This is a genomic window from Micromonospora purpureochromogenes, from assembly GCF_900091515.1.
GTDB lineage: Bacteria > Actinomycetota > Actinomycetes > Mycobacteriales > Micromonosporaceae > Micromonospora > Micromonospora purpureochromogenes.
On sequence record NZ_LT607410.1, the window covers coordinates 5625846 to 5643897 of the forward strand.

General features: G+C 72.8%; 16 protein-coding genes. 12 read left to right on the forward strand and 4 right to left on the reverse strand.

Annotated features, from left to right (window positions below; genetic code table 11):
* The first annotated feature begins 74 nt into the window (after window positions 1-74).
* A complete protein-coding gene (locus tag GA0074696_RS25635) occupies window positions 75-1040 on the forward strand; it encodes a glutathione S-transferase family protein (protein ID WP_088963444.1) in 966 nt (321 codons plus the stop codon).
* The gene (locus tag GA0074696_RS25640) at window positions 1033-1647 is read left to right on the forward strand and encodes a DUF998 domain-containing protein (RefSeq protein ID WP_088963445.1); all 615 of its coding nucleotides are present in this window, start codon (window positions 1033-1035) and stop codon (window positions 1645-1647) included. The genes GA0074696_RS25635 and GA0074696_RS25640 overlap by 8 nt, the downstream gene beginning before the upstream one ends.
* Window positions 1648-1682: 35 nt before the next feature.
* On the opposite strand, the gene GA0074696_RS25645 is transcribed toward GA0074696_RS25640, so the two are convergent.
* From GA0074696_RS25645 to GA0074696_RS25660, 4 genes are read right to left on the reverse strand one after another with little or no spacing between them, the layout of a single operon-like run.
* The gene (locus GA0074696_RS25645; RefSeq protein ID WP_088963446.1) at window positions 1683-2072 is read right to left on the reverse strand and encodes a universal stress protein; all 390 of its coding nucleotides are present in this window, start codon (window positions 2070-2072) and stop codon (window positions 1683-1685) included.
* Window positions 2069-3598 carry a tripartite tricarboxylate transporter permease gene (locus GA0074696_RS25650; RefSeq protein ID WP_088963447.1) on the reverse strand — a complete coding sequence of 510 codons (1530 nt, stop codon included), beginning with the start codon at window positions 3596-3598 and terminating at the stop codon, window positions 2069-2071. The genes GA0074696_RS25645 and GA0074696_RS25650 overlap by 4 nt, the downstream gene beginning before the upstream one ends.
* An 8-nt stretch (window positions 3599-3606) precedes the next feature.
* Window positions 3607-4230: a tripartite tricarboxylate transporter TctB family protein gene (locus GA0074696_RS25655; protein ID WP_088963448.1), complete on the reverse strand. Its 624-nt coding sequence runs from the start codon at window positions 4228-4230 to the stop codon at window positions 3607-3609.
* Window positions 4227-5234: a Bug family tripartite tricarboxylate transporter substrate binding protein gene (locus GA0074696_RS25660; RefSeq protein ID WP_088963449.1), complete on the reverse strand. Its 1008-nt coding sequence runs from the start codon at window positions 5232-5234 to the stop codon at window positions 4227-4229. The genes GA0074696_RS25655 and GA0074696_RS25660 overlap by 4 nt, the downstream gene beginning before the upstream one ends.
* 136 nt (window positions 5235-5370) lie before the next feature.
* On the opposite strand from GA0074696_RS25660, the gene GA0074696_RS25665 reads away from it, so the two are divergent.
* The 10 genes from GA0074696_RS25665 (at window position 5371) to GA0074696_RS25710 (ending at window position 17987) form a co-directional block, all read left to right on the forward strand.
* A complete protein-coding gene (locus tag GA0074696_RS25665) occupies window positions 5371-6264 on the forward strand; it encodes a LysR family transcriptional regulator (RefSeq protein WP_088963450.1) in 894 nt (297 codons plus the stop codon).
* 132 nt (window positions 6265-6396) lie between these two features.
* Window positions 6397-7311, forward strand: coding sequence for a 5-dehydro-4-deoxyglucarate dehydratase (gene kdgD, locus GA0074696_RS25670; RefSeq protein ID WP_088963451.1), 915 nt, complete (start codon window positions 6397-6399; stop codon window positions 7309-7311).
* 28 nt (window positions 7312-7339) lie between these two features.
* Window positions 7340-8671, forward strand: a complete 1332-nt coding sequence (locus tag GA0074696_RS25675; RefSeq protein WP_088963452.1) for an enolase C-terminal domain-like protein — start codon at window positions 7340-7342, stop codon at window positions 8669-8671.
* A 32-nt stretch (window positions 8672-8703) separates the two neighbouring features.
* Window positions 8704-9867: an L-talarate/galactarate dehydratase gene (locus GA0074696_RS25680; RefSeq protein WP_088963453.1), complete on the forward strand. Its 1164-nt coding sequence runs from the start codon at window positions 8704-8706 to the stop codon at window positions 9865-9867.
* 32 nt (window positions 9868-9899) lie between these two features.
* Complete coding sequence (locus GA0074696_RS25685) at window positions 9900-11414, forward strand: aldehyde dehydrogenase (NADP(+)) (protein ID WP_088963454.1); 1515 nt, start codon at window positions 9900-9902, stop codon at window positions 11412-11414.
* A 102-nt stretch (window positions 11415-11516) separates the two neighbouring features.
* Window positions 11517-12443, forward strand: coding sequence for an AEC family transporter (locus GA0074696_RS25690; protein ID WP_088963455.1), 927 nt, complete (start codon window positions 11517-11519; stop codon window positions 12441-12443).
* A gap of 84 nt (window positions 12444-12527) precedes the next feature.
* Window positions 12528-14048: a malate dehydrogenase (quinone) gene (gene mqo / locus GA0074696_RS25695; RefSeq protein WP_088963456.1), complete on the forward strand. Its 1521-nt coding sequence runs from the start codon at window positions 12528-12530 to the stop codon at window positions 14046-14048.
* Entirely contained in the window at window positions 14045-15313 is a 1269-nt protein-coding gene (locus tag GA0074696_RS25700) for an FAD-binding oxidoreductase (protein ID WP_088963457.1), read from the forward strand. Before mqo ends, GA0074696_RS25700 begins: the two co-directional genes overlap by 4 nt.
* Before the next feature lie 226 nt (window positions 15314-15539).
* Window positions 15540-16838: a dicarboxylate/amino acid:cation symporter gene (locus GA0074696_RS25705; protein WP_172894743.1), complete on the forward strand. Its 1299-nt coding sequence runs from the start codon at window positions 15540-15542 to the stop codon at window positions 16836-16838.
* An 81-nt stretch (window positions 16839-16919) separates the two neighbouring features.
* Window positions 16920-17987: an NADH:flavin oxidoreductase/NADH oxidase gene (locus tag GA0074696_RS25710; RefSeq protein WP_088963459.1), complete on the forward strand. Its 1068-nt coding sequence runs from the start codon at window positions 16920-16922 to the stop codon at window positions 17985-17987.
* The last annotated feature ends 65 nt before the right edge of the window (window positions 17988-18052 follow it).

Consider the following 18052-nt stretch of genomic DNA (forward strand, 5'->3'; position numbering starts at 1 on the left):
GCGGCGCGTCGGCCCGGGTCGCGGGGACGCCCGAGCGCCAGGATATCCGCGGGCCGAGCGGATAGGTTGACGGCATGGCCCGGGCCCAGTTCAGCGCAGAGACCGCCGGCGGCGGCGCGTTCGTCCGCCAGCCCAACCGGTTCACCGGTCGGGTCACCCCGCACTCCACCTCGCCGCCCGGTGGCGGGCCGGACGAGCAGGACCGCTGGCCGCTGGAGCCGGACCGCTACCGGCTGATCTGGTGCCGCGCCTGCCCGTGGGCGCACCGGGCGCGGATCGTGCGCAGTCTGCTCGGCCTGGATGAGGTCGTCTCGCTGGGCACGGTCGACCCGATCCGGGACGAGCGGGGCTGGCGGTTCAGCCTCGACCCGGACGGCTTCGACCCGGCGCTCGGCATCGGCTTCCTCTCCGACGCGTACCTGGCCACCGACCCGGACTACACCGGGCGGGTGACCGTCCCGGCGCTGATCGACACGCTCACCGGGCGGGTGGTCACCAACGACTACCCCCAGCTCACGCTGGACTTCTCCACCGAGTGGCGGCGGTTTCACGCCCCGGGCGCGCCGGACCTCTACCCGGTCGAGCTGCGCCCCGAGATGGACGCGCTGATGGCCGAGATCCACCGGGACGTCAACAACGGCGTCTACCGGTGCGGCTTCGCCACCTCCCAGGAGGCGTACGACGAGGCGTACACCGCGCTCTTCGCCCGGCTGGACGCGCTGTCGGAGCGGTTGGCCGGGCGCCGCTACCTGATGGGCGAGCAGATCACCGAGGCGGACGTACGGCTGTTCACCACGCTGGTCCGCTTCGACGTGGCGTACCACGGGCACTTCAAGTGCAACCGGCAGAAGCTGACCGAGATGCCGGTGCTCTGGGCGTACGCGCGGGACCTGTTCCAGACGCCGGGCTTCGGGGAGACGGTCGACTTCGACCACATCAAGCGGCACTACTACGCCACCCACGAGATGATCAACCCGACCCGCATCGTGCCGCTCGGCCCGGACCTGCGCGGCTGGACCACGCCGCACGGGCGTGGCTGAGACCACCACCGCCCGCGTCGCCGCCGCGTCGGCCGCCGGCTGCATGCTGGCCGGCACGGTCGCGGTGACGGTCGCCGTGGTCGCCGGTCCCGGATCGGGTCTGACCGGGTACGTCAGCGAGGCCGGCATCGCCGGCAGCCGCTACGCCCCCACGTACCGGATCGGGGTGTTCGCCCTGGCCGCGGCGCTGCTGCTGCTCGCCACGGCGCTGCCCCCGGCGCTCCGGGCCGCGGCGGCGCTGCTCGGCGCGGGCTCGGTCCTCACCGCCCTCTCCGGCGCCGTCACGTGCAGCGCCGGCTGCCCGCTGCCGCCCTTCGAGGCGGCCACGGTGGCGGACCTGGTGCACGGCGGGGCGAGCATCGCTGCGGTGGCCGCCGTGGTCTTCGCGATGCTGGCGCTGCTGCTCTCCCCCGCCGCGCACCCGCCGCTGCGCCGGATCGCCGGCGTCGGCGTCGCCCTGGCGTTGCCGCTGGCCGCCGCGATCGCGCTGGCGATGCTGATCGTGGGGCGGGGCGGCCTGGTGGGCGGCCTGGAGCGGCTGCTGCTCGCGGTGACCGCCGCCTGGGCCCTCGCCACCGCCACCGCGCTCGGTCTGGCCCAGAGGTAGGAAGGGCGCCGTCTTCCGCCGGCCCGGCACCGACGTCAGGGCTTGACGGCGAGGACGGGCCGGTCGGCGTCGAGCAGGATCCGCTGCGCCGCGCTGCCCATGATCAGCTTGCCGACCGGTGAGCGGCGGCGGAGACCGATCACGATCACCGAGGCGTCGACCACGTCGGCGACGCGCACGACCTCGTCGGCGAGGTCTCCGGCGTGCGCGTCCTGCCGGATCTCGGCGTCGACACCGGCCGCGGCCGCCTGCTCGACCAGAGCAGCCACCGCGGCTTCGCTCGCGACGTCCACGCTGACCGGGGCACCCTCGCGCGGGGTGTTGAGGACCACCAGCGGTTCCTGGCGACGTCCGGCCTCCTCGACGGCCGCCGTGAACGCCGCGTTTCCTTCGGGCGTGGGGACGTAGGCGACGAGAACGGTCACACGGACTCCTTGGTGTCGTGGGGCGCGGTGTCGGGGTGGAACGTCGCCCGCCGGCGGGCCAGCGCGGCCCGGATCGGCGGGAGCAGGGCCACGAGCAGGAACAGGACGAGCAGGGTCCCGGAGATCGGCCGGGTGAAGAAGCCGGTCGCGTTGCCGTCGAAGATCAGCAGTGAGCGGCGCAGCGAGTCCTCGAGGAGCGAGCCGAGCACGAAGGCCAGCACCAGCGGGCCCGGGTCGAAGCCCAACTTCTTCATCAGGTAGCCGAGGGCGCCGAAAACGATCACCAGCACGATGTCGAAGACGTCGTTGTTCACCGTGTAGACGCCGACCAGCGTGATCAGGACGGTGATGGGCGCGAGGATCGTGGCCCGTACCCGCAGGATCTTCACGAACAGGCCGACCAGCGGGATGCTCATGATCAGCAACAGGATGTTGCCGATGTACATCGAGTTGACCACGCCCCAGAACAGCTCGGGCTCCTGGCTGACCAACTGAGGGCCGGGGCTCACGCCCTGGATCAGCAGCGCGCCGAAGATGACCGCCATCGTCGCGTTGGCCGGGATGCCGAGCGTCAGCAACGGAATGAACGACGACGTCGCGGCCGCGTTGTTCGCCGTTTCCGGGGCGGCGACGCCCTCGACGGCGCCCTTGCCGAACCGCTCAGGGTTCTTGGCCCGTCGCTTCTCCAGCGCGTAGGCGGCCAGGGAGGACAGCGTGGCACCGCCGCCGGGCAGGATCCCCAGGACGAAGCCCAGAACGGAGCCGCGCCCGATGGCTCCCGCCGACTGGCGCAGGTCCGCGCGCGATGGCCACACGTTGGCCACCGTCGTGGGCGCCTGCACCGCCCGGTGGCGCTCCTCGAGGTTGTAGAGGATCTCGCCGAGACCGAAGAGCCCCATGGCGATCGGGACGAAGTCCAGGCCGTCGGCGAGCGACAGGTTGTCGAAGGTGAACCGCTCGGCCCCGGTGAAGCTGTCCCGGCCAACCGTCGCCAGCAGCAGGCCGATGCCGGCGGCGATCACGGCCTTGAGCCGTCCACCGCTGCTCACCGTGGCCACCAGGAGGATGCCGAGCAGGGCCAGGGCGGTGTACTCGGGTGGGCCGAAGTCCAGCGCGAAGCTCGCCACCACCGGCGCGACCAGCGTCAGGGCGATGATCGAGACCGTGCCCCCGATGAACGACCCGACGGCGGCGATGCCGAGGGCGGTGCCGGCCCGGCCCTGGCGGGCCAGCGCGTGGCCGTCGAAGACGGTCACCACCGAGGACGCCTCGCCGGGGAGCCGGAGGAGGACGGAGGTGATGGTGCCGCCGTACTGGGCTCCGTAGAAGATGCCGGCGAGCATGATGATCGCGGTCACCGGCTCGATGCCGAAGGTGACCGGAAGCAGGATCGCGATGGTCGCCGCGGGACCGAGCCCGGGCAGGACGCCGATCAGCATGCCGATGACGACACCGATCAGGCAGTACAGCAGGTTCGTCGGCTCGAGTACGACGCCGAAGCCGTCGAGCACAGGGGCGAAGTCCACGGACCCTCCTAGAAGAGGTGCGGGATGGGGACCGAGAGGGCCGCCACGAAGACCAGATAGAACGCGACCACCACGGCGAGGCTCGTGATGATCGACGTGCGCCAGCCTTCCCGGCCGAGGAACCGCAGCCAGACGAAGGCGAGCAGGGCGGCGGGGATCTCGAATCCGATGACCTCGATGACCGCGACGAACACCACCATGGTGGCCAGGCCGGCGAGGACCAGCCAGCTCGCCCCGGAGAAGCGTTCGCCGTCCGTCGTCCGCCTGGCCGTGGCGAGCAGGCCGAGGCCCAGCACGACGAGCACGGCGCTGACCAGCAGCGGCCAGGTGCCGGACTCGGGGCTGCGGGCGGTCCCGAGGCCGAGGCGGACGGAGCCGACGAGCGCGGCGATACCGAGCGCGACGACGGCGGCGGCGGTGAGCACGTTGCTCAGCGGTCCGGCGGCGGCTGGACGCCCCTCGTGTTCGGCCTCCTCGATCCGGTGGATCGCCTCCTCGAGGCTGAGCTCCTCGAGGGGAGGTTCCCCGCCGACGGGCCCGCTCGGGAGACCACTCCCCGAGGGGGCGGCCCCGGCGGCCGGGTGGCCGCCGGGGCTCCCCGGGGTGCGCGCCCCGTCGTGGGCAGAGGTCACTTCGATCCGCCGAGCTGGATGCCGTACTTCTGGACGACGCCGCGGTACTTGTCCAGGTTGCCGATCCACTGCTTGCGCAACTCCTCGCCGTCGACCTCGTTCGGGGTGAGCTGGTTGTCCTCGTTGAACTTCTGGTACGCCTCGGCCTTGAACGCCTTCTCGAACGACGCGCGGAGGCTGTCGATGACCTCCTTGGGCGTGCCCTTCGGGGCGAAGATCGCCCGCGACTGCTGGACCGGCACGTCGTGGCCCGCCTCCACGGCGGTCGGAGTGTCGGGCAGGTACGTCGGCCGCTTCTCGGCGAAGGTCACGATCGGGGTCAGCTTGCCGGCCTCGATCTGCTCGATCGCCTCACCCAGCTGGATCGAGCCGACGTCCACCTGGCCGCCGAGGACCGCGGTGAGCGTGGGCGATCCACCGTCGAACGGAACGGCCTTGGCATCGATGTCGGCCTGCGCGAACAGCAGCTCCTGCGAGAGCTGGCTGCCCGTGCCGACACCGGTGGTGCCGAAGGTGATCTGCCGCCCGGCCTTGGCCAGGTCGTCGACGGTCTTGAAACCGGACTTCGGGGCCGTCACGAGCACGTAGTCGTCCTGGCTGATGCCGGTGACGATCTCGTAGTCCGCGATGTCGGGCGCCTGCCCCTCGGCGACGGCCAGCGGGGTGATGTAGGCCAGGCTGCCGTTGTAGACCATCAGGGTGTGCCCGTCGGCCTTCTCGCCGGCCAGCTCCTTCGCGGCCAGGCCGCCGTTCGCGCCGGGCTTGTTCTCCACGGTGACGGGGACGCCGAGGTCGTCGGAGACCTCCTCGGCCAGGGCGCGGGCGATGAGGTCGGTGCTGCCGCCCGGGTCCTGGCCGACGAGGATCGTGATCGGAGACTTACCCGGGAACTTCGCCTCGTCGCTGGATCCGCCGCCGACGTTGCCGCCGCAGGCGGCGAGCGAGAGGGCCAGGGCCACCCCGGCACCCGCCGTCGCCCACCGGCGCACGCGGTTGATCGTCATGTCGTTCTCCTCTAGCAGAGCCATGTTTCAGCCGGGGCGCTGTGAGTGGGGTCACGACGCCTGGATGACGGGAGCCTAGGAACCTCGGCTCATGCCTGTCCAAATCCAATGCAGCATCAATTGATACCTTCTTGACATGGCGTTTACGTTGGAGCAACTTCGCGGTTTCGTAACGGTCGCGGACGAGCTGCACTTCGGGCGCGCGGCTGCCCGGCTGCAGATGACGCAGCCCCCCTTGAGTCGCCAGATCCAGAAGCTGGAACGCGTCGTGGGCGCCCAGCTGCTGGAGCGGGACAACCGGCGGGTCACCCTCACGGCCGCGGGCGCGGCGTTCCTGGTCGAGGCCCGCCGCCTGCTCATTCTCGCCGACTCCGCCCCTGAGCTGGCCCGGCGGGTGTCCTCCGGGGCCAGCGGCGTGGTCCGGATCGGGTTCACCGCCGCCTCGGCGTACGGGATCCTCGGCGAGCTGCTGAACGACCTGAGCCGCGAGCTGCCCGACGTCGACGTCGAGCTGGCCGAGATGGTGACCCGCGAGCAGGTGGCCGGCCTGCTCAAGGAGGAGGTCGACCTCGGGCTGGCCCGCCCACCCTTCGACGAGGAGGCCTTCGGCTCGCGGCTGCTGCACCGGGAGGCGCTGCTCGTCGCCGCGCCCGTGGGTCACCGGCTGCTGGAGCTGGGCCGGCCGGCGACGGCGGTGGACCTGGCGGGCGAGCCGGTGGTCATGCACTCGCCGACCAAGGCGAAGTACTTCTACGACCTGGTCGCGGGCGTCGTGCCGATCGCCGCCGAGAACACCGTGCACACCGTGAGCCAGGTGCTCACCATGCTGTGGCTCGTGGCGGCCGGTCGAGGCGTCGCGTTCGTCCCCGCGTCCGCCGCGCGGCTGCCGATCGAGGGGGTCGGGTTCGTCCGGCTGGAAACACCGGCACCCGAGCCGGTCGAGCTCCACCTGTTGTGGGCCAGAGACTCGAAGAACCCGGCCCTGCGGCAGGCGCTGGCCGTGCTGGAGCGGCGGACCGGAGACGCGTGATGCCTGGCGAGCATCGTTCGATGCGGAACTGCTCTTGGACATGCATCGTCGCCGGTTCTTACCGTGATCGCGACCACCGTCCGCGCCACCGGCTGACCCCGGCGCGGACCCGGACCCAAGGACACGATCACCGTGACGCTGCTGCCCCCGGACGTTCTCGCTGACCGGCTGAAGTCGGGCCTGCTCTCGTTCCCGGTCACCCACTTCGACGCCGACCTGCAGTTCGACGAGCCGCGGTACCGCGAGCACCTGGCCTGGCAGGCGAGCTTCGACGTCGCCGGCCTGTTCGCCGCCGGCGGCACGGGTGAGGGATTCTCGCTCAACTCGGCCGAGATGGACCGGGTCGTCCGGGTCGCCGTCGACGAGGTGGCCGGCAAGGTCCCGGTCATCGCGCCGGCCACCGGCGGCACCGCCGTCTCCATCGCCCAGGCGCAGGCCGCCCAGGCCGCCGGCGCCTCCGGGCTGCTGCTGTTCCCGCCGTACCTCACCGAGGCCAGCCAGCAGGGCCTGGTGGAGCACATCAGCGCGGTGTGCCGAGCGACCGAGCTGGGCGTCATCGTCTACAGCCGGGCGAACGCGGTGCTCACCGACGCCACCGTCGCCGAGATCGCCGACCGGAACCCCAACCTGATCGGGCTCAAGGACGGCGTGGGCGACATCGAGCAGATGACCCGCACCTACGCCCGGGTCGGCGACCGGCTGATCTACGTCGGTGGGCTGCCGACCGCCGAGACGTTCGCGCTGCCGCTGCTTCAGCTCGGCGTGAGCACCTACTCCTCGGCGCTGTACAACTTCCTGCCCGAGTTCGCGCTCCGGTTCTACGCGGCCGTACGCGCCCAGGACCGGCCGGCGGTCTACCAGATGCTCACCGACTTCGTGATCCCGTACCTGGACATCCGGGACCGGGCGAAGGGGTATGCGGTCTCCATCGTCAAGGCCGGCCTGACCGCGGTCGGGCGCGACGGCGGCCGGGTCCGGCCCCCGCTGACGGACCTGACCGAGACCGAGCTCGCCGAGCTGACCACCCTGGTCGAGAAGATCTCCTGACCAGCTCACCGACACCGAGAGGACGGCGATGACCGGCCGCACCCCGACCGTGGCCCGTGTCGAGGCGGTGCCCGTCGCGGGGCACGACAGCATGCTGCTCAACCTCAGCGGCGCGCACGGCCCCTTCTTCACCCGCAACATCGCCATCGTCACCGACAGCGAGGGCCGGGTCGGCGTCGGCGAGGTGCCCGGCGGTGAGGCGATCCGCCGCACCATCTCCGACGCCGGTGAGCTGCTCGTCGGGCAGCCCGTCGCGCAGTTCGGCCGGCTGCTGCGTGCGGTGGCCGACACGTTCGCCGACCGGGACGCAGGCGGGCGCGGTCTGCAGACCTTCGACCTGCGGACGACGGTCCACGCGGTGACCGCGCTGGAGTCGGCGCTGCTCGACCTGCTGGGCCAGCAGCTCGGCGTGCCGGTAGCGGAGCTGCTTGGCGACGGACAGCAGCGCGACGCGGTCCCGATGCTCGGCTACCTCTTCTACATCGGTGACCGCCGGTCCACCGACCTGCCCTACCTCGACGAGGCCGAACCGGCCGACGACTGGGAGCGGCTGCGCCGCGGGCCGGCGCTGACCCCCGACGCGGTCGTGGCGCTGGCCGAGGCGGCCCAGGCCCGCTACGGGTTCGCCGACTTCAAGCTCAAGGGCGGCGTGCTGGCCGGCGAGCAGGAGGTCGCCGCGGTCCGCGCCCTCGCCGAGCGGTTCCCGGACGCCCGCATCACGCTCGACCCGAACGGCGGCTGGCTCCTGGCCGAGGCCGTCGAGCTCTGCCGCGACCTGCACGGGGTGCTCGCCTACGCCGAGGACCCGGTCGGAGCCGAGGGCGGGTTCTCGGGGCGCGAAACGATGGCGGAGTTCCGGCGCGTCACGGGACTGCCGACGGCCACCAACATGATCGCGACCGACTGGCGCCAGCTGGCCCACGCGGTGCGGTCGAACGCGGTGGACATCCCGCTCGCCGATCCGCACTTCTGGACGATGCGCGGCTCGGTCCGGGTCGCCCAGCTGTGCCACGACTTCGGCCTCACCTGGGGTTCGCACTCGAACAACCACTTCGACATCTCGCTGGCGATGTTCACCCACGTGGGCGCGGCCGCCCCTGGCGAGATCACCGCCCTCGACACGCACTGGATCTGGCAGGACGGGCAGGCGCTCACCCGCAGGCCGTTGCAGATCCGGGATGGGCAGATCGCCGTACCCACCGCGCCCGGCCTGGGGGTCGAGCTCGACCGCGACGCCCTGGCGGCGGCGCACGAGCTGTACCTGGAGCACGGCCTGGGCGCCCGCGACGACGCCGTGGCGATGCAGTACCTCGTCCCCGGCTGGGCGTTCGATCCCAAGCGCCCCTGCCTGGTCCGCTGACCGCCGCCCCAGCGTCCCCACGAAGGAGAGACATGACCACCCCCACCCCTGTCCCGGCCGCCCCCGCCGTCCTCGACCGGATCGAGTCGGTGACCCTCTCGTCGGTCACCCTCCCGCTGGGCACCGGGATCAGCGACGCGAAGGTGCTCACCGGCCGGCAGCGGCCGATGACGGAGGTCGCGTTCCTCTTCGCCGAGATCCGTACCGAGGCGGGGTTCGAGGGCGTCGGCTTCAGCTACTCCAAGCGGGCCGGCGGGCCGGCACAGTTCGCGCACGCCCGGGAGGTCGCCCCCGACCTGATCGGCGAGGACCCCAGCGACATCGGCCGGCTGTGGACCAAGCTCGTCTGGTCCGGCGCCTCGGTCGGGCGCAGCGGCGCGGCCACCCAGGCGCTCGCCGCGATCGACGTCGCGCTCTGGGACCTCAAGGCGAAGCGCGCCGGGCTGCCGCTGGCCAAGCTGCTGGGCGCGCACCGGGACTCGGTCCGTTGCTACAACACCTCCGGCGGCTTTCTGCACGAGTCGATCGAGCAGGTGCTGGAGAACGCGACCCGAACCCTCGAGTCGGGCGTCGGCGGCATCAAGATCAAAGTTGGTCAGCCCGACTCCGCGGAGGACCTGCGCCGCGTTCGCGCCGTCCGCGAGCACCTCGGGGACGCCGTCCCGTTCATGGTGGACGCCAATCAGCAGTGGGACCGGCCGACCGCCATGCGGGTCGGTCGGGCGCTGGAGGAGTTCGGCCTGGTCTGGATCGAGGAGCCGCTGGACGCCTACGACGCCGAGGGGCACGCCCAGCTCGCCCGGGCGCTGGACACCGCGGTGGCGACCGGGGAGATGCTGACCAGCGTCGCGGAGCACTACGAGCTGATCCGCGCCGGCGCGGTGGACATCCTCCAGCCGGACGCCCCCCGCATCGGCGGCATCACCCAGTTCCTCAAGCTCGCCACGCTGGCCGACCACAGCAACCTGCAGCTGGCGCCGCACTTCGCGATGGAGATCCACGCGCACCTGGCGGCCGCCTACCCGCACGAGCCGTGGGTCGAGCACTTCGACTGGCTGTACCCGTTGTTCAACGAGCGCCTCGAGACCCGTGGCGGCCGCATGTACATCTCGGACCGGCCCGGGCTGGGCATCACCCTCAGCGAGCAGGCCCGCGCCTGGACCGTGGACCGCGTCCACGTCGACGCGTCCCGCTGAACCACCCCACCGCAGCATTGGAGGACCACCTCATGGCCGCAGTCGTCAGCATCGACCCCCGCACCGGCCAGGCGGTCGAAGAGGTCGCGCAGGAGACGACCACCGCGGAGGTGGACCGCCTCTGCGCGGCAGCGCTCGCCGCGGCCCCCGATTTGGAGGCGCTCGGCCGCGCCGGGCGGGCGCGGCTGCTGCGTACCCTCGCGGATGCCCTGGAGGAGCGGCGCGAGGACGTCGTCGCCGTCGCCGACCGCGAGACGGCGCTCGGGCCGGTACGGCTGAACGGGGAGCTCACCCGCACCTGCTACCAACTGCGCCTGTTCGCCGAGGTCCTGGACGAGGGCAGCTACGTCGAGGCGGCGATCGACCACGCCGGCGACACCCCGATGGGTCCCCGGCCCGACCTGCGCCGGATGCTCGTCCCGATCGGCCCGGTCGCGGTGTTCGGCGCCAGCAACTTCCCGCTGGCCTTCTCCGTACCCGGGGGCGACACCGCCTCGGCGCTCGCGGCCGGCTGCCCGGTCATCGTCAAGGCGCACGGGTCCCACCCCGCCACGTCGCAGCTGGTGTTCGACATCCTGGCGGCGGCGGGCGACAAGGCCGGCGCTCCGGCGGGCACGCTGGGCCTCGTCCACGGCGTCCAGGCCGGCGCGGAGCTCGTCGCTCACCCGGCGGTCCGGGCCGTGGGCTTCACCGGCTCGGTCAACGGCGGCCGCGCACTGCTGCAGATCATCGAGCAGCGCCCGGACCCGGTGCCGTTCTTCGGCGAGCTCAGCAGCCTCAACCCGGTGGTCGTGACGCCGCAGGCCGCCGCCGAGCGCGGACCGGCGATCGGCGCCGAACTCGTCGGCTCCTTCACCCTCGGGGGCGGCCAGTTCTGCACCAAGCCGGGTCTGGCCTTCGTGCCGGCCGGCCCCGACGGCGACGCGGTGGTCGAGGCCATGGCGGAGGCGGTGCGGGGGGCCGGCGCTCCGGTGCTGCTCAACGAGGGCATCTCCGCCGCGTACGGCCGCATTTCCGACGACCTCGCCGACGCTCCCGGCGTCGAGGTGCTCGCCCGGGGTGCGGAGCCGGACGGGGCCGGCTTCCAGGCGGCGCCGCTACTGCTGAAGACGTCAGCCGTCGAGCTCCCGCAGGAGGTGACCGAGGAATGTTTCGGGCCGGTGTCGGTCGTGGCCCGCTACGAGGGCGAGGCCGAGCTGCTCACGGCGCTGGAGGCGATGCCCTCGTCGCTGACCGCGACCGTGCTGCGCGGCCGCGGCGAGACCGAGCTGCCACTGGCGGTCTCCCAGCAGCTGCGCCCGCGAGCCGGTCGGCTGGTCTACGACGCCTACCCCACCGGCGTGGCCGTTTCCTGGGCCCAGCACCACGGTGGGCCGTGGCCGTCGACCAACTCGCAGCACACCTCCGTCGGCACCACGGCGATCCGACGGTTCCTGCGCCCGGTCACCTGGCAGGGGGCACCCGCCGAGCTGCTTCCCCCCGAGCTCTCCGACGACTACCGCGGCATCCCCCGGCGCATCGACGGGGTCCTGGAGCTGCCCCGATGAGCGCGCGCGTCGCCCTGCCACAGGCGCCGGCCGCGCTCGGGCGACCGGCGGACGCCGCGCCCGCCGCGGCCGCGTGAGCGGCCCGGCCGAGGGCACAGCCGGGTGAACGCGGTCATCGGCGGCTTCGCCGCCCTGGTCGCGGTCATCGCCGTCGGCTGGGTCCTTGGCCGGACGGGCACGCTGGGCGCCGAAGCCGGGGGCGTGCTGTCACGGTTGTCCTACTTCGTGGCGACGCCCGCCCTGCTGCTGCTCACGCTCGCAAAGGCCGATCCGGCGGCGCTCCTGTCGGCCGCACTCGTGGCGACCGCGGGCAGCGCGGTGCTCAGCGCCCTGCTGTACGCGGCGCTGGCCCGGTGGCGTTGGCGGGTGTCGCCGGCCGAGCTGACGGTCGGCGGGCTCGCCTCGTCGTACGTGAACGCGGGCAACCTGGGTGTCCCCATCTCGGTGTACGTCCTCGGTGACGCGTCGTTCGTGGCCCCGGTACTGCTGTTCCAGGTACTGCTCATGGCGCCGGTCGGGCTGGCCGTGCTGGCCAACTCGCAGACGGCCGGTGCAGCCCCGCCCCGCTGGCGGCTGCTCACCCAGCCGCTCCGCACGCCGGTCGTGGTGGGCTGCGGCCTCGGGGTGCTGGTCGCGGCCACCGGGGTGGAGCTGCCATCGCTCGTGCTGGAGCCGGTCGAGCTCACCGCCGCGCTGGCGGTACCCGCGGCGTTGCTGGCGTACGGCATGAGCTTGCACGGCGCACCCCGCCCCGCGTCCGGCGACGCGGCTTCCCGGGTGTGGCTGGCCGTGGCGCTCAAGACCCTCGCCCAGCCTGCGCTGGCCTACGCACTCGGCCGGTGGGTCGCCGGTCTCTCCGGGGTGGCGTTGCTGGCGGTCACCGTCACCTCGGCCCTGCCGACGGCGCAGAACGTGTTCGTCTACGCCTCGTCCTACGACCGCGGCACTCTGCTGGCGCGGGACGTCGTGCTGCTCACCACCGTCCTGTCCGTTCCCGTGCTGGTCGGGATCGCCGTGCTGCTGGGCTGATCGCGATGTCGTAGGGGCATCGGCCCATGTCCGACCGGACTTGGACAGGCATCGTCGTGGGTCTCTAGCGTGGGGAGTGTGATCATGTCGAGAAGCGGCCCGAGCGAGGAGTGGGACGCCGTCCTCGTCGGCGGCGGGATCATGAGCGCGACGCTCGGCGTGCTGCTGAGCGAGGTGCAGCCGGACTGGCGGATCACCGTCGTCGAGCGGCTCGACGAGGCGGGCCTCGAAAGCTCGAGCGCCTGGAACAACGCCGGGACCGGCCACGCCGGGCTCTGCGAGTTCAACTACACGCCGCGGCGGCCCGACGGCACGGTGGACCCGTCGAGTGCGGTGCGGATCGGCGAGCAGTTCGTCTCGTCCCTGGTGTTCTGGGCCGGTCTGGTGGAGCGGGGGGTGCTCGGGCCGCCCGAGACGTTCATCCGCTCGGTCCCGCACCTCGGCTTCGGCCGCGGGGCGGACGGCGTGGCGTACCTGCGGGACCGATGGGAGGCCTTGCGGGGCTCTCCACTCTTCGCCGACCTGGAGTTCAGCGAGGACCCCGACGTCCTCACCTCGTGGCTGCCGCTGATGTTCGACGGCCGCACCCGGAACGAACCAGTGGCCGTCACCCGCTCGGCGCAGGGGACCGACGTCGACTTCGGCGCCCTCACCCGGCAGCTGCTGTCGGTCCTGCGCCAGCGCGGCGGCGTCGTCCGAACGGGCCAGGAGGTCTCGTCCCTGCGCCGGCATGCAAGGACCTGGGTCGTGCGGGTCCGCGACCACAGGACGGGGCATCACCGCCAGCTGCGGGCCCCGTACGTCTTCGTCGGGGCCGGGGGCGGGACACTGCCGCTGCTGCAGTCGGCCCGCGTCCCGGAGATCCGGCGGTACGGCGCCTTCCCGATCAGTGGTCAGTTCCTGCGGACCGACCGGCCCGACCTCGTGGCCGCCCACCGGGGAAAGGTGTACGGGCATGCGGCTCTGGGGGCCCCGCCGATCTCGGTGCCGCATCTCGACCTGCGCGTGGTTGACGGGCAGGAGGCGCTGCTCTTCGGACCGTTCGCAGCCTTCACGCCCCGCTTCCTCACCCGTGGCCGGCTGAGCGACCTCGTGCGCTCGGTCCGGCCCGGGAACCTCCCGGTCCTGGCCGCCGCGGCGCGGGACAACCGGTCGCTGGTGGCCTACCTGCTGCGGCAGGTGGTCCAGTCCGCGGATGCCCGGACGGCCGCGCTGCGCCAGTTCGTGCCGTCGGCCCGCCCGGACGACTGGACGCTGATCACCGCGGGGCAGCGGGTCCAGATCCTCAAGAAGACCGGGAGCCGCGGCACGATGGTCGGCTTCGGCACTGAGATCGTCACCTCCGCCGGTGGCTCGCTGGCCGCCCTGCTCGGCGCCTCGCCCGGTGCCTCGACCGCCGCGTCGACGATGCTCGACGTGCTCGCGGCGAGCTTTCCGCAGCGGATGTCGGAGTGGGCGCCACAGCTGGACCGTCTCGCGCCGTCCGCGCGGACGGTGCGGCAGCTCGGTCCGGACCGGCTCGGCGAGGCGTTGACGCGCGCCCGCCGGGTGCTCGGGCTGCTGCCGGTGGGCACGGCCCACGGGAAGGGAGCGACGACCTCGTGACCGCAGACCTCATCGACCGGCTACGGCACGTGGTCGGGCCCTCCGCCGTGATCAGCGACCCGGACGAGATGGCCGGCTACCTCACCGACTGGCGCAACGCGTACGCGGGAACCGCCGCGGCCGTCGTGCGGCCGGGCGACACCGAGGAGGTGGCCGCGGTCGTCGCACTGTGCGCCGAGGCCGGCGTCGCGGTGGTTCCACAGGGCGGCAACACGGGGCTGTGCGGCGGCGCCGTCCCCGACTCCTCCGGCCGTCAGGTGGTGCTCTCCCTGAGCCGCATGCGCCGCATCCGCGACCTCGACATCGCCAACCAGACCATCACGGTGGAGGCCGGCGCGGTTCTGCAGTCGGTGCAGGAAGCCGCGGCGGCCGCCGGCCGGCTCTTCCCGCTGTCCCTGGGCGCGGAGGGAAGCTGCACGATCGGCGGCAACCTCGCCACCAACGCCGGTGGGACGACGCTGGGGGTGATCACGGCCGCCGTGCTGAAGCTCTTTCCCGCCGTCCGGAGCCGCGCGACGGCATGGGTGGCCCTGCCGGGCCCGCAGGCGGCGGTCGACCTGATCGGTGTCCTCCGGGAACTGGCCGGCGACCGGCTGACCGGTTTCGAGATCATGTCCCAGCAGAGCGTGGGGTTCGTGCTGCGCCACTCGTCGGGCGCGCGCGACCCGCTCGGCGACCGCCATCCCTGGTACGCACTCGTGGAGCTGAGCGACACGCTGCCTGGCGCCGGCCTCGACGGGGTGATCGAGTCGGCGCTCGGGGAGGCGTTCGAGCGGGACCTGGTGGTGGACGCGGTCGTCGCCTCCGGCTCGGCGCAGGCCGCCGCCCTGTGGGCGCTGCGCGAAGGCATCTCGGAGGCGCAGAACCACGAGGGCCCCAGCCTCAAGCACGACGTCACCGTGCCGGTCAGTCGGATCCCGGCGTTCGTGGAACGCACCGACCGGGCGCTCGAGGAGGCCATCCCGGGCATCCGGATCGTGACGTACGGCCACATCGGCGACGGCAACCTGCACTACAACCTCAGCAAACCGGTGGGCAGCGACGACGACGAGTTCCGTGCGCGAGCCGCTGACCTCGCCCGCGTCATCTACGACTCGACGGGCGCGTTCGACGGCAGCATCAGCGCGGAGCACGGGCTCGGGCAGTCGAAGCGGGGGGTCATCGCCGACTACAAGGACCACCACGAGCTGGAGCTGATGCGGGGGCTCAAGCAGCTGTTCGATCCGCGGGGGCTGATGAACCCCGGGAAGGTACTGCCAGGCTGACCTGCCGACACCGGTGTGACGTGTAAGGACCGTCACGCCGGTCGATCCTTCCAACTGTGCGTCGGCTGGGAGTAACGTCGCCAGGCGATGACCAATGTCTGGCACCTCACCGTCCGCCTGTATGTCGACCTCCGACTGCAGGCCAGCGGCGTCTGTCCGGCGCAGCCCCGCTTCTGACGCTGCCCCGTACCGACCAGACCTTGGACCCATCCTCATGGCTTCCGCCCTGCGCAAGATTCCCTTTTCCGCACAGATCCTGCTCGGCCTCGTCCTCGGCGTGGCGCTGGGCTTCCTCGCCCGCGCCAATGACCTGAGCTGGCTGGCCAGCACCCTCGACACCGTCGGCGGCCTCTTCGTCCAGCTGCTCAAGCTGGCCGTCCCGCCGCTGGTCTTCACCGCCATCGTGGTCAGCGTGGTCAGCCTGCGCGGCGTGGCCAACGCCGCCCGGCTGGCACTCAAGACGCTGCTGTGGTTCGGCGCCACCGCGCTGATCGCGGTGAGCATCGGCATCGGCCTCGGCCTGCTCACCGACCCGGGTCGCGGCGTCTCGCTCGACCTCGGCGCGGCGAGCGCCCCGAAGAAGACCGGCTCCTGGACCGACTTCCTCACCGGCATCGTGCCGACCAACCCGGTCGGCGCGTTCGTCGAGGGCAACGTCCTCCAGATCGTCTTCCTCGCCCTGGTCGTCGGCGCCGCCGCACTGCTGGTCGGCGAGGCCGCCGAACCATTCGTGGCGCTCAACCGCTCGCTGCTGGAGATCGTGCAGAAGGCGCTCTGGTGGGTGATCCGGCTCGCCCCGATCGGCACCCTCGGCCTGATCGGCAACGCCGTCGCCTCGTACGGCTGGGACCTGATCGCCCCGCTCGCGAAGTTCACCACCGCCGTCTACGTCGGCTGCGCGATCGTGCTGTTCGTGGTCTACCCGCTGCTGCTGGTGGCGGCCGGCCGGCTCAACCCGCTGCGCTTCTTCGCTGGCGCGTGGCCCGCCATCGAGCTGGCCTTCGTCTCCCGCTCCTCGGTGGGCACCATGCCGGTGACCCAGCGTTCCGTCGAGCGCCTCGGCGTCCCCCGCGAGTACGCCTCGTTCGCGGTGCCGTTCGGCGCCACCACGAAGATGGACGGCTGCGCGGCGATCTACCCGGCCCTGGCGGCGATCTTCGTCGCGCAGGTCTTCGGGGTGGACCTGGGCGTCACCGACTACCTGCTGATCGCCTTCGTCTCGGTGGTCGGCTCGGCCGCCACCGCCGGCCTGACCGGCGCGATCGTGATGCTCACCCTGACCCTGAGCACGCTGGGTCTGCCGCTGGCCGGCGCCGGCCTGCTGCTCGCCATCGACCCGATCCTGGACATGATCCGCACCGCCACCAACGTGGCCGGGCAGGCGCTGGTGCCGACCATCGTCGCCGCCCGGGAGGGCACCCTGGACCGGGCCGCGTACGACTCCGCCGGCCGGCGTGAGCTGACCGACGCCGAGGAGACCGAGCGGCCGATCCGGCAGGACGGGCTGACCCCGGTCCCCGCCTGAGCCCGCCCGGCCCGACCGCTGACCGAGGAGGGCCCTGCCCCGCAGGGCCCTCCTCGCCACCGCTGACGGAGGATCACCGACATGAGTGCCCTGTTCACCCCGCTGACCCTGCGCGCGGTCACCCTGCCCAACCGGGTCGCCCTCGCCCCGATGTGCCAGTACAGCGCCGGCCCGGACGGTCTGCCCACCGACTGGCACCGGATCCACCTCGGCTCCCGGGCCGTCGGCGGCGCCGGCCTGATCCTCACCGAAGCCACCGCCGTCGTGCCCGAGGGGCGGATCAGCCCGCAGGACACCGGCCTCTGGTCCGACGCGCACGTCGACGCCTGGCGCCCGGTCACCGGGTTCGTCGCCGCCCAGGGCGCGGTGCCGGCGGTGCAGCTCGCGCACGCCGGGTTCAAGGCGTCGACGTACCGGCCGTGGGCCGAGCGGCGCGGCGGCGTGCCGGACGCCGAGGGCGGCTGGACCCCGGTCGGCCCCGGCGCCGAGCCGTTCCTGGCCGACTACCGCGAGCCGACGGCGCTCGACGAGGCCGGGATCGCCCGCGTGGTGTCCGCCTTCGCCACCGCCGCCGGCCGGGCGGTGGACGCCGGCTTCGGCGCGGTGGAGATCCATGCCGCGCATGGCTACCTGCTGCACGAGTTCCTGTCCCCGCTCACCAACCACCGCACCGACGGTTACGGCGGCGACCGGACCGCCCGGATGCGGCTCACCCTCGAGGTGGCTCGCGCGGTACGCGCCGCCGTCGGCGAGCGGGTGCCGGTGCTGACCCGGATCTCGGCCACCGACTGGGTCGAGGGCGGCTGGACCGTCGAGGACAGCGTCGTGCTCGCCGGCGAACTCGCCGCCGCCGGGGTCGACCTGGTCGACGCCTCCTCCGGCGGCGCGGCGGCCCGGGCGAGCATCCCGGTCGGGCCCGGCTACCAGGTGCCCCTCGCCGCGCGGATCCGCCGCGACGCCGGGGTGCTCACCGGCGCGGTCGGCCTGATCGTCGAGCCGGAGCAGGCCGACCAGATCGTCGCCGGCGGCGAGGCCGACCTGGTGCTGCTCGGCCGGGAACTGCTCCGGGACCCGTACTGGCCCCGCCGCGCCGCCGCCAAGCTCGGCGCCCACCCCGGCTGGCCCGACCAGTACGCCCGCGCCTTCTGACCGGGCCCGGCCGGCCGCCCCGCGGGTTGACTCGGCCTTGATCCACTCCGGTTGCGGCGTGTCGC

Bases quoted from the DNA above. Each gene is read 5' to 3' on its own strand.
- GA0074696_RS25635 (WP_088963444.1), top strand. From the start codon at position 75: ATGGCCCGGGCCCAGTTCAGCGCAGAGACCGCCGGCGGCGGCGCGTTC.
- GA0074696_RS25660 (WP_088963449.1), bottom strand. From the start codon at position 5,234: ATGACGATCAACCGCGTGCGCCGGTGGGCGACGGCGGGTGCCGGGGTG.
- GA0074696_RS25665 (WP_088963450.1), top strand. From the start codon at position 5,371: ATGGCGTTTACGTTGGAGCAACTTCGCGGTTTCGTAACGGTCGCGGAC.
- GA0074696_RS25675 (WP_088963452.1), top strand. From the start codon at position 7,340: ATGACCGGCCGCACCCCGACCGTGGCCCGTGTCGAGGCGGTGCCCGTC.
- GA0074696_RS25680 (WP_088963453.1), top strand. From the start codon at position 8,704: ATGACCACCCCCACCCCTGTCCCGGCCGCCCCCGCCGTCCTCGACCGG.
- GA0074696_RS25685 (WP_088963454.1), top strand. From the start codon at position 9,900: ATGGCCGCAGTCGTCAGCATCGACCCCCGCACCGGCCAGGCGGTCGAA.
- mqo (WP_088963456.1), top strand. From the start codon at position 12,528: ATGTCGAGAAGCGGCCCGAGCGAGGAGTGGGACGCCGTCCTCGTCGGC.
- GA0074696_RS25710 (WP_088963459.1), top strand. From the start codon at position 16,920: ATGAGTGCCCTGTTCACCCCGCTGACCCTGCGCGCGGTCACCCTGCCC.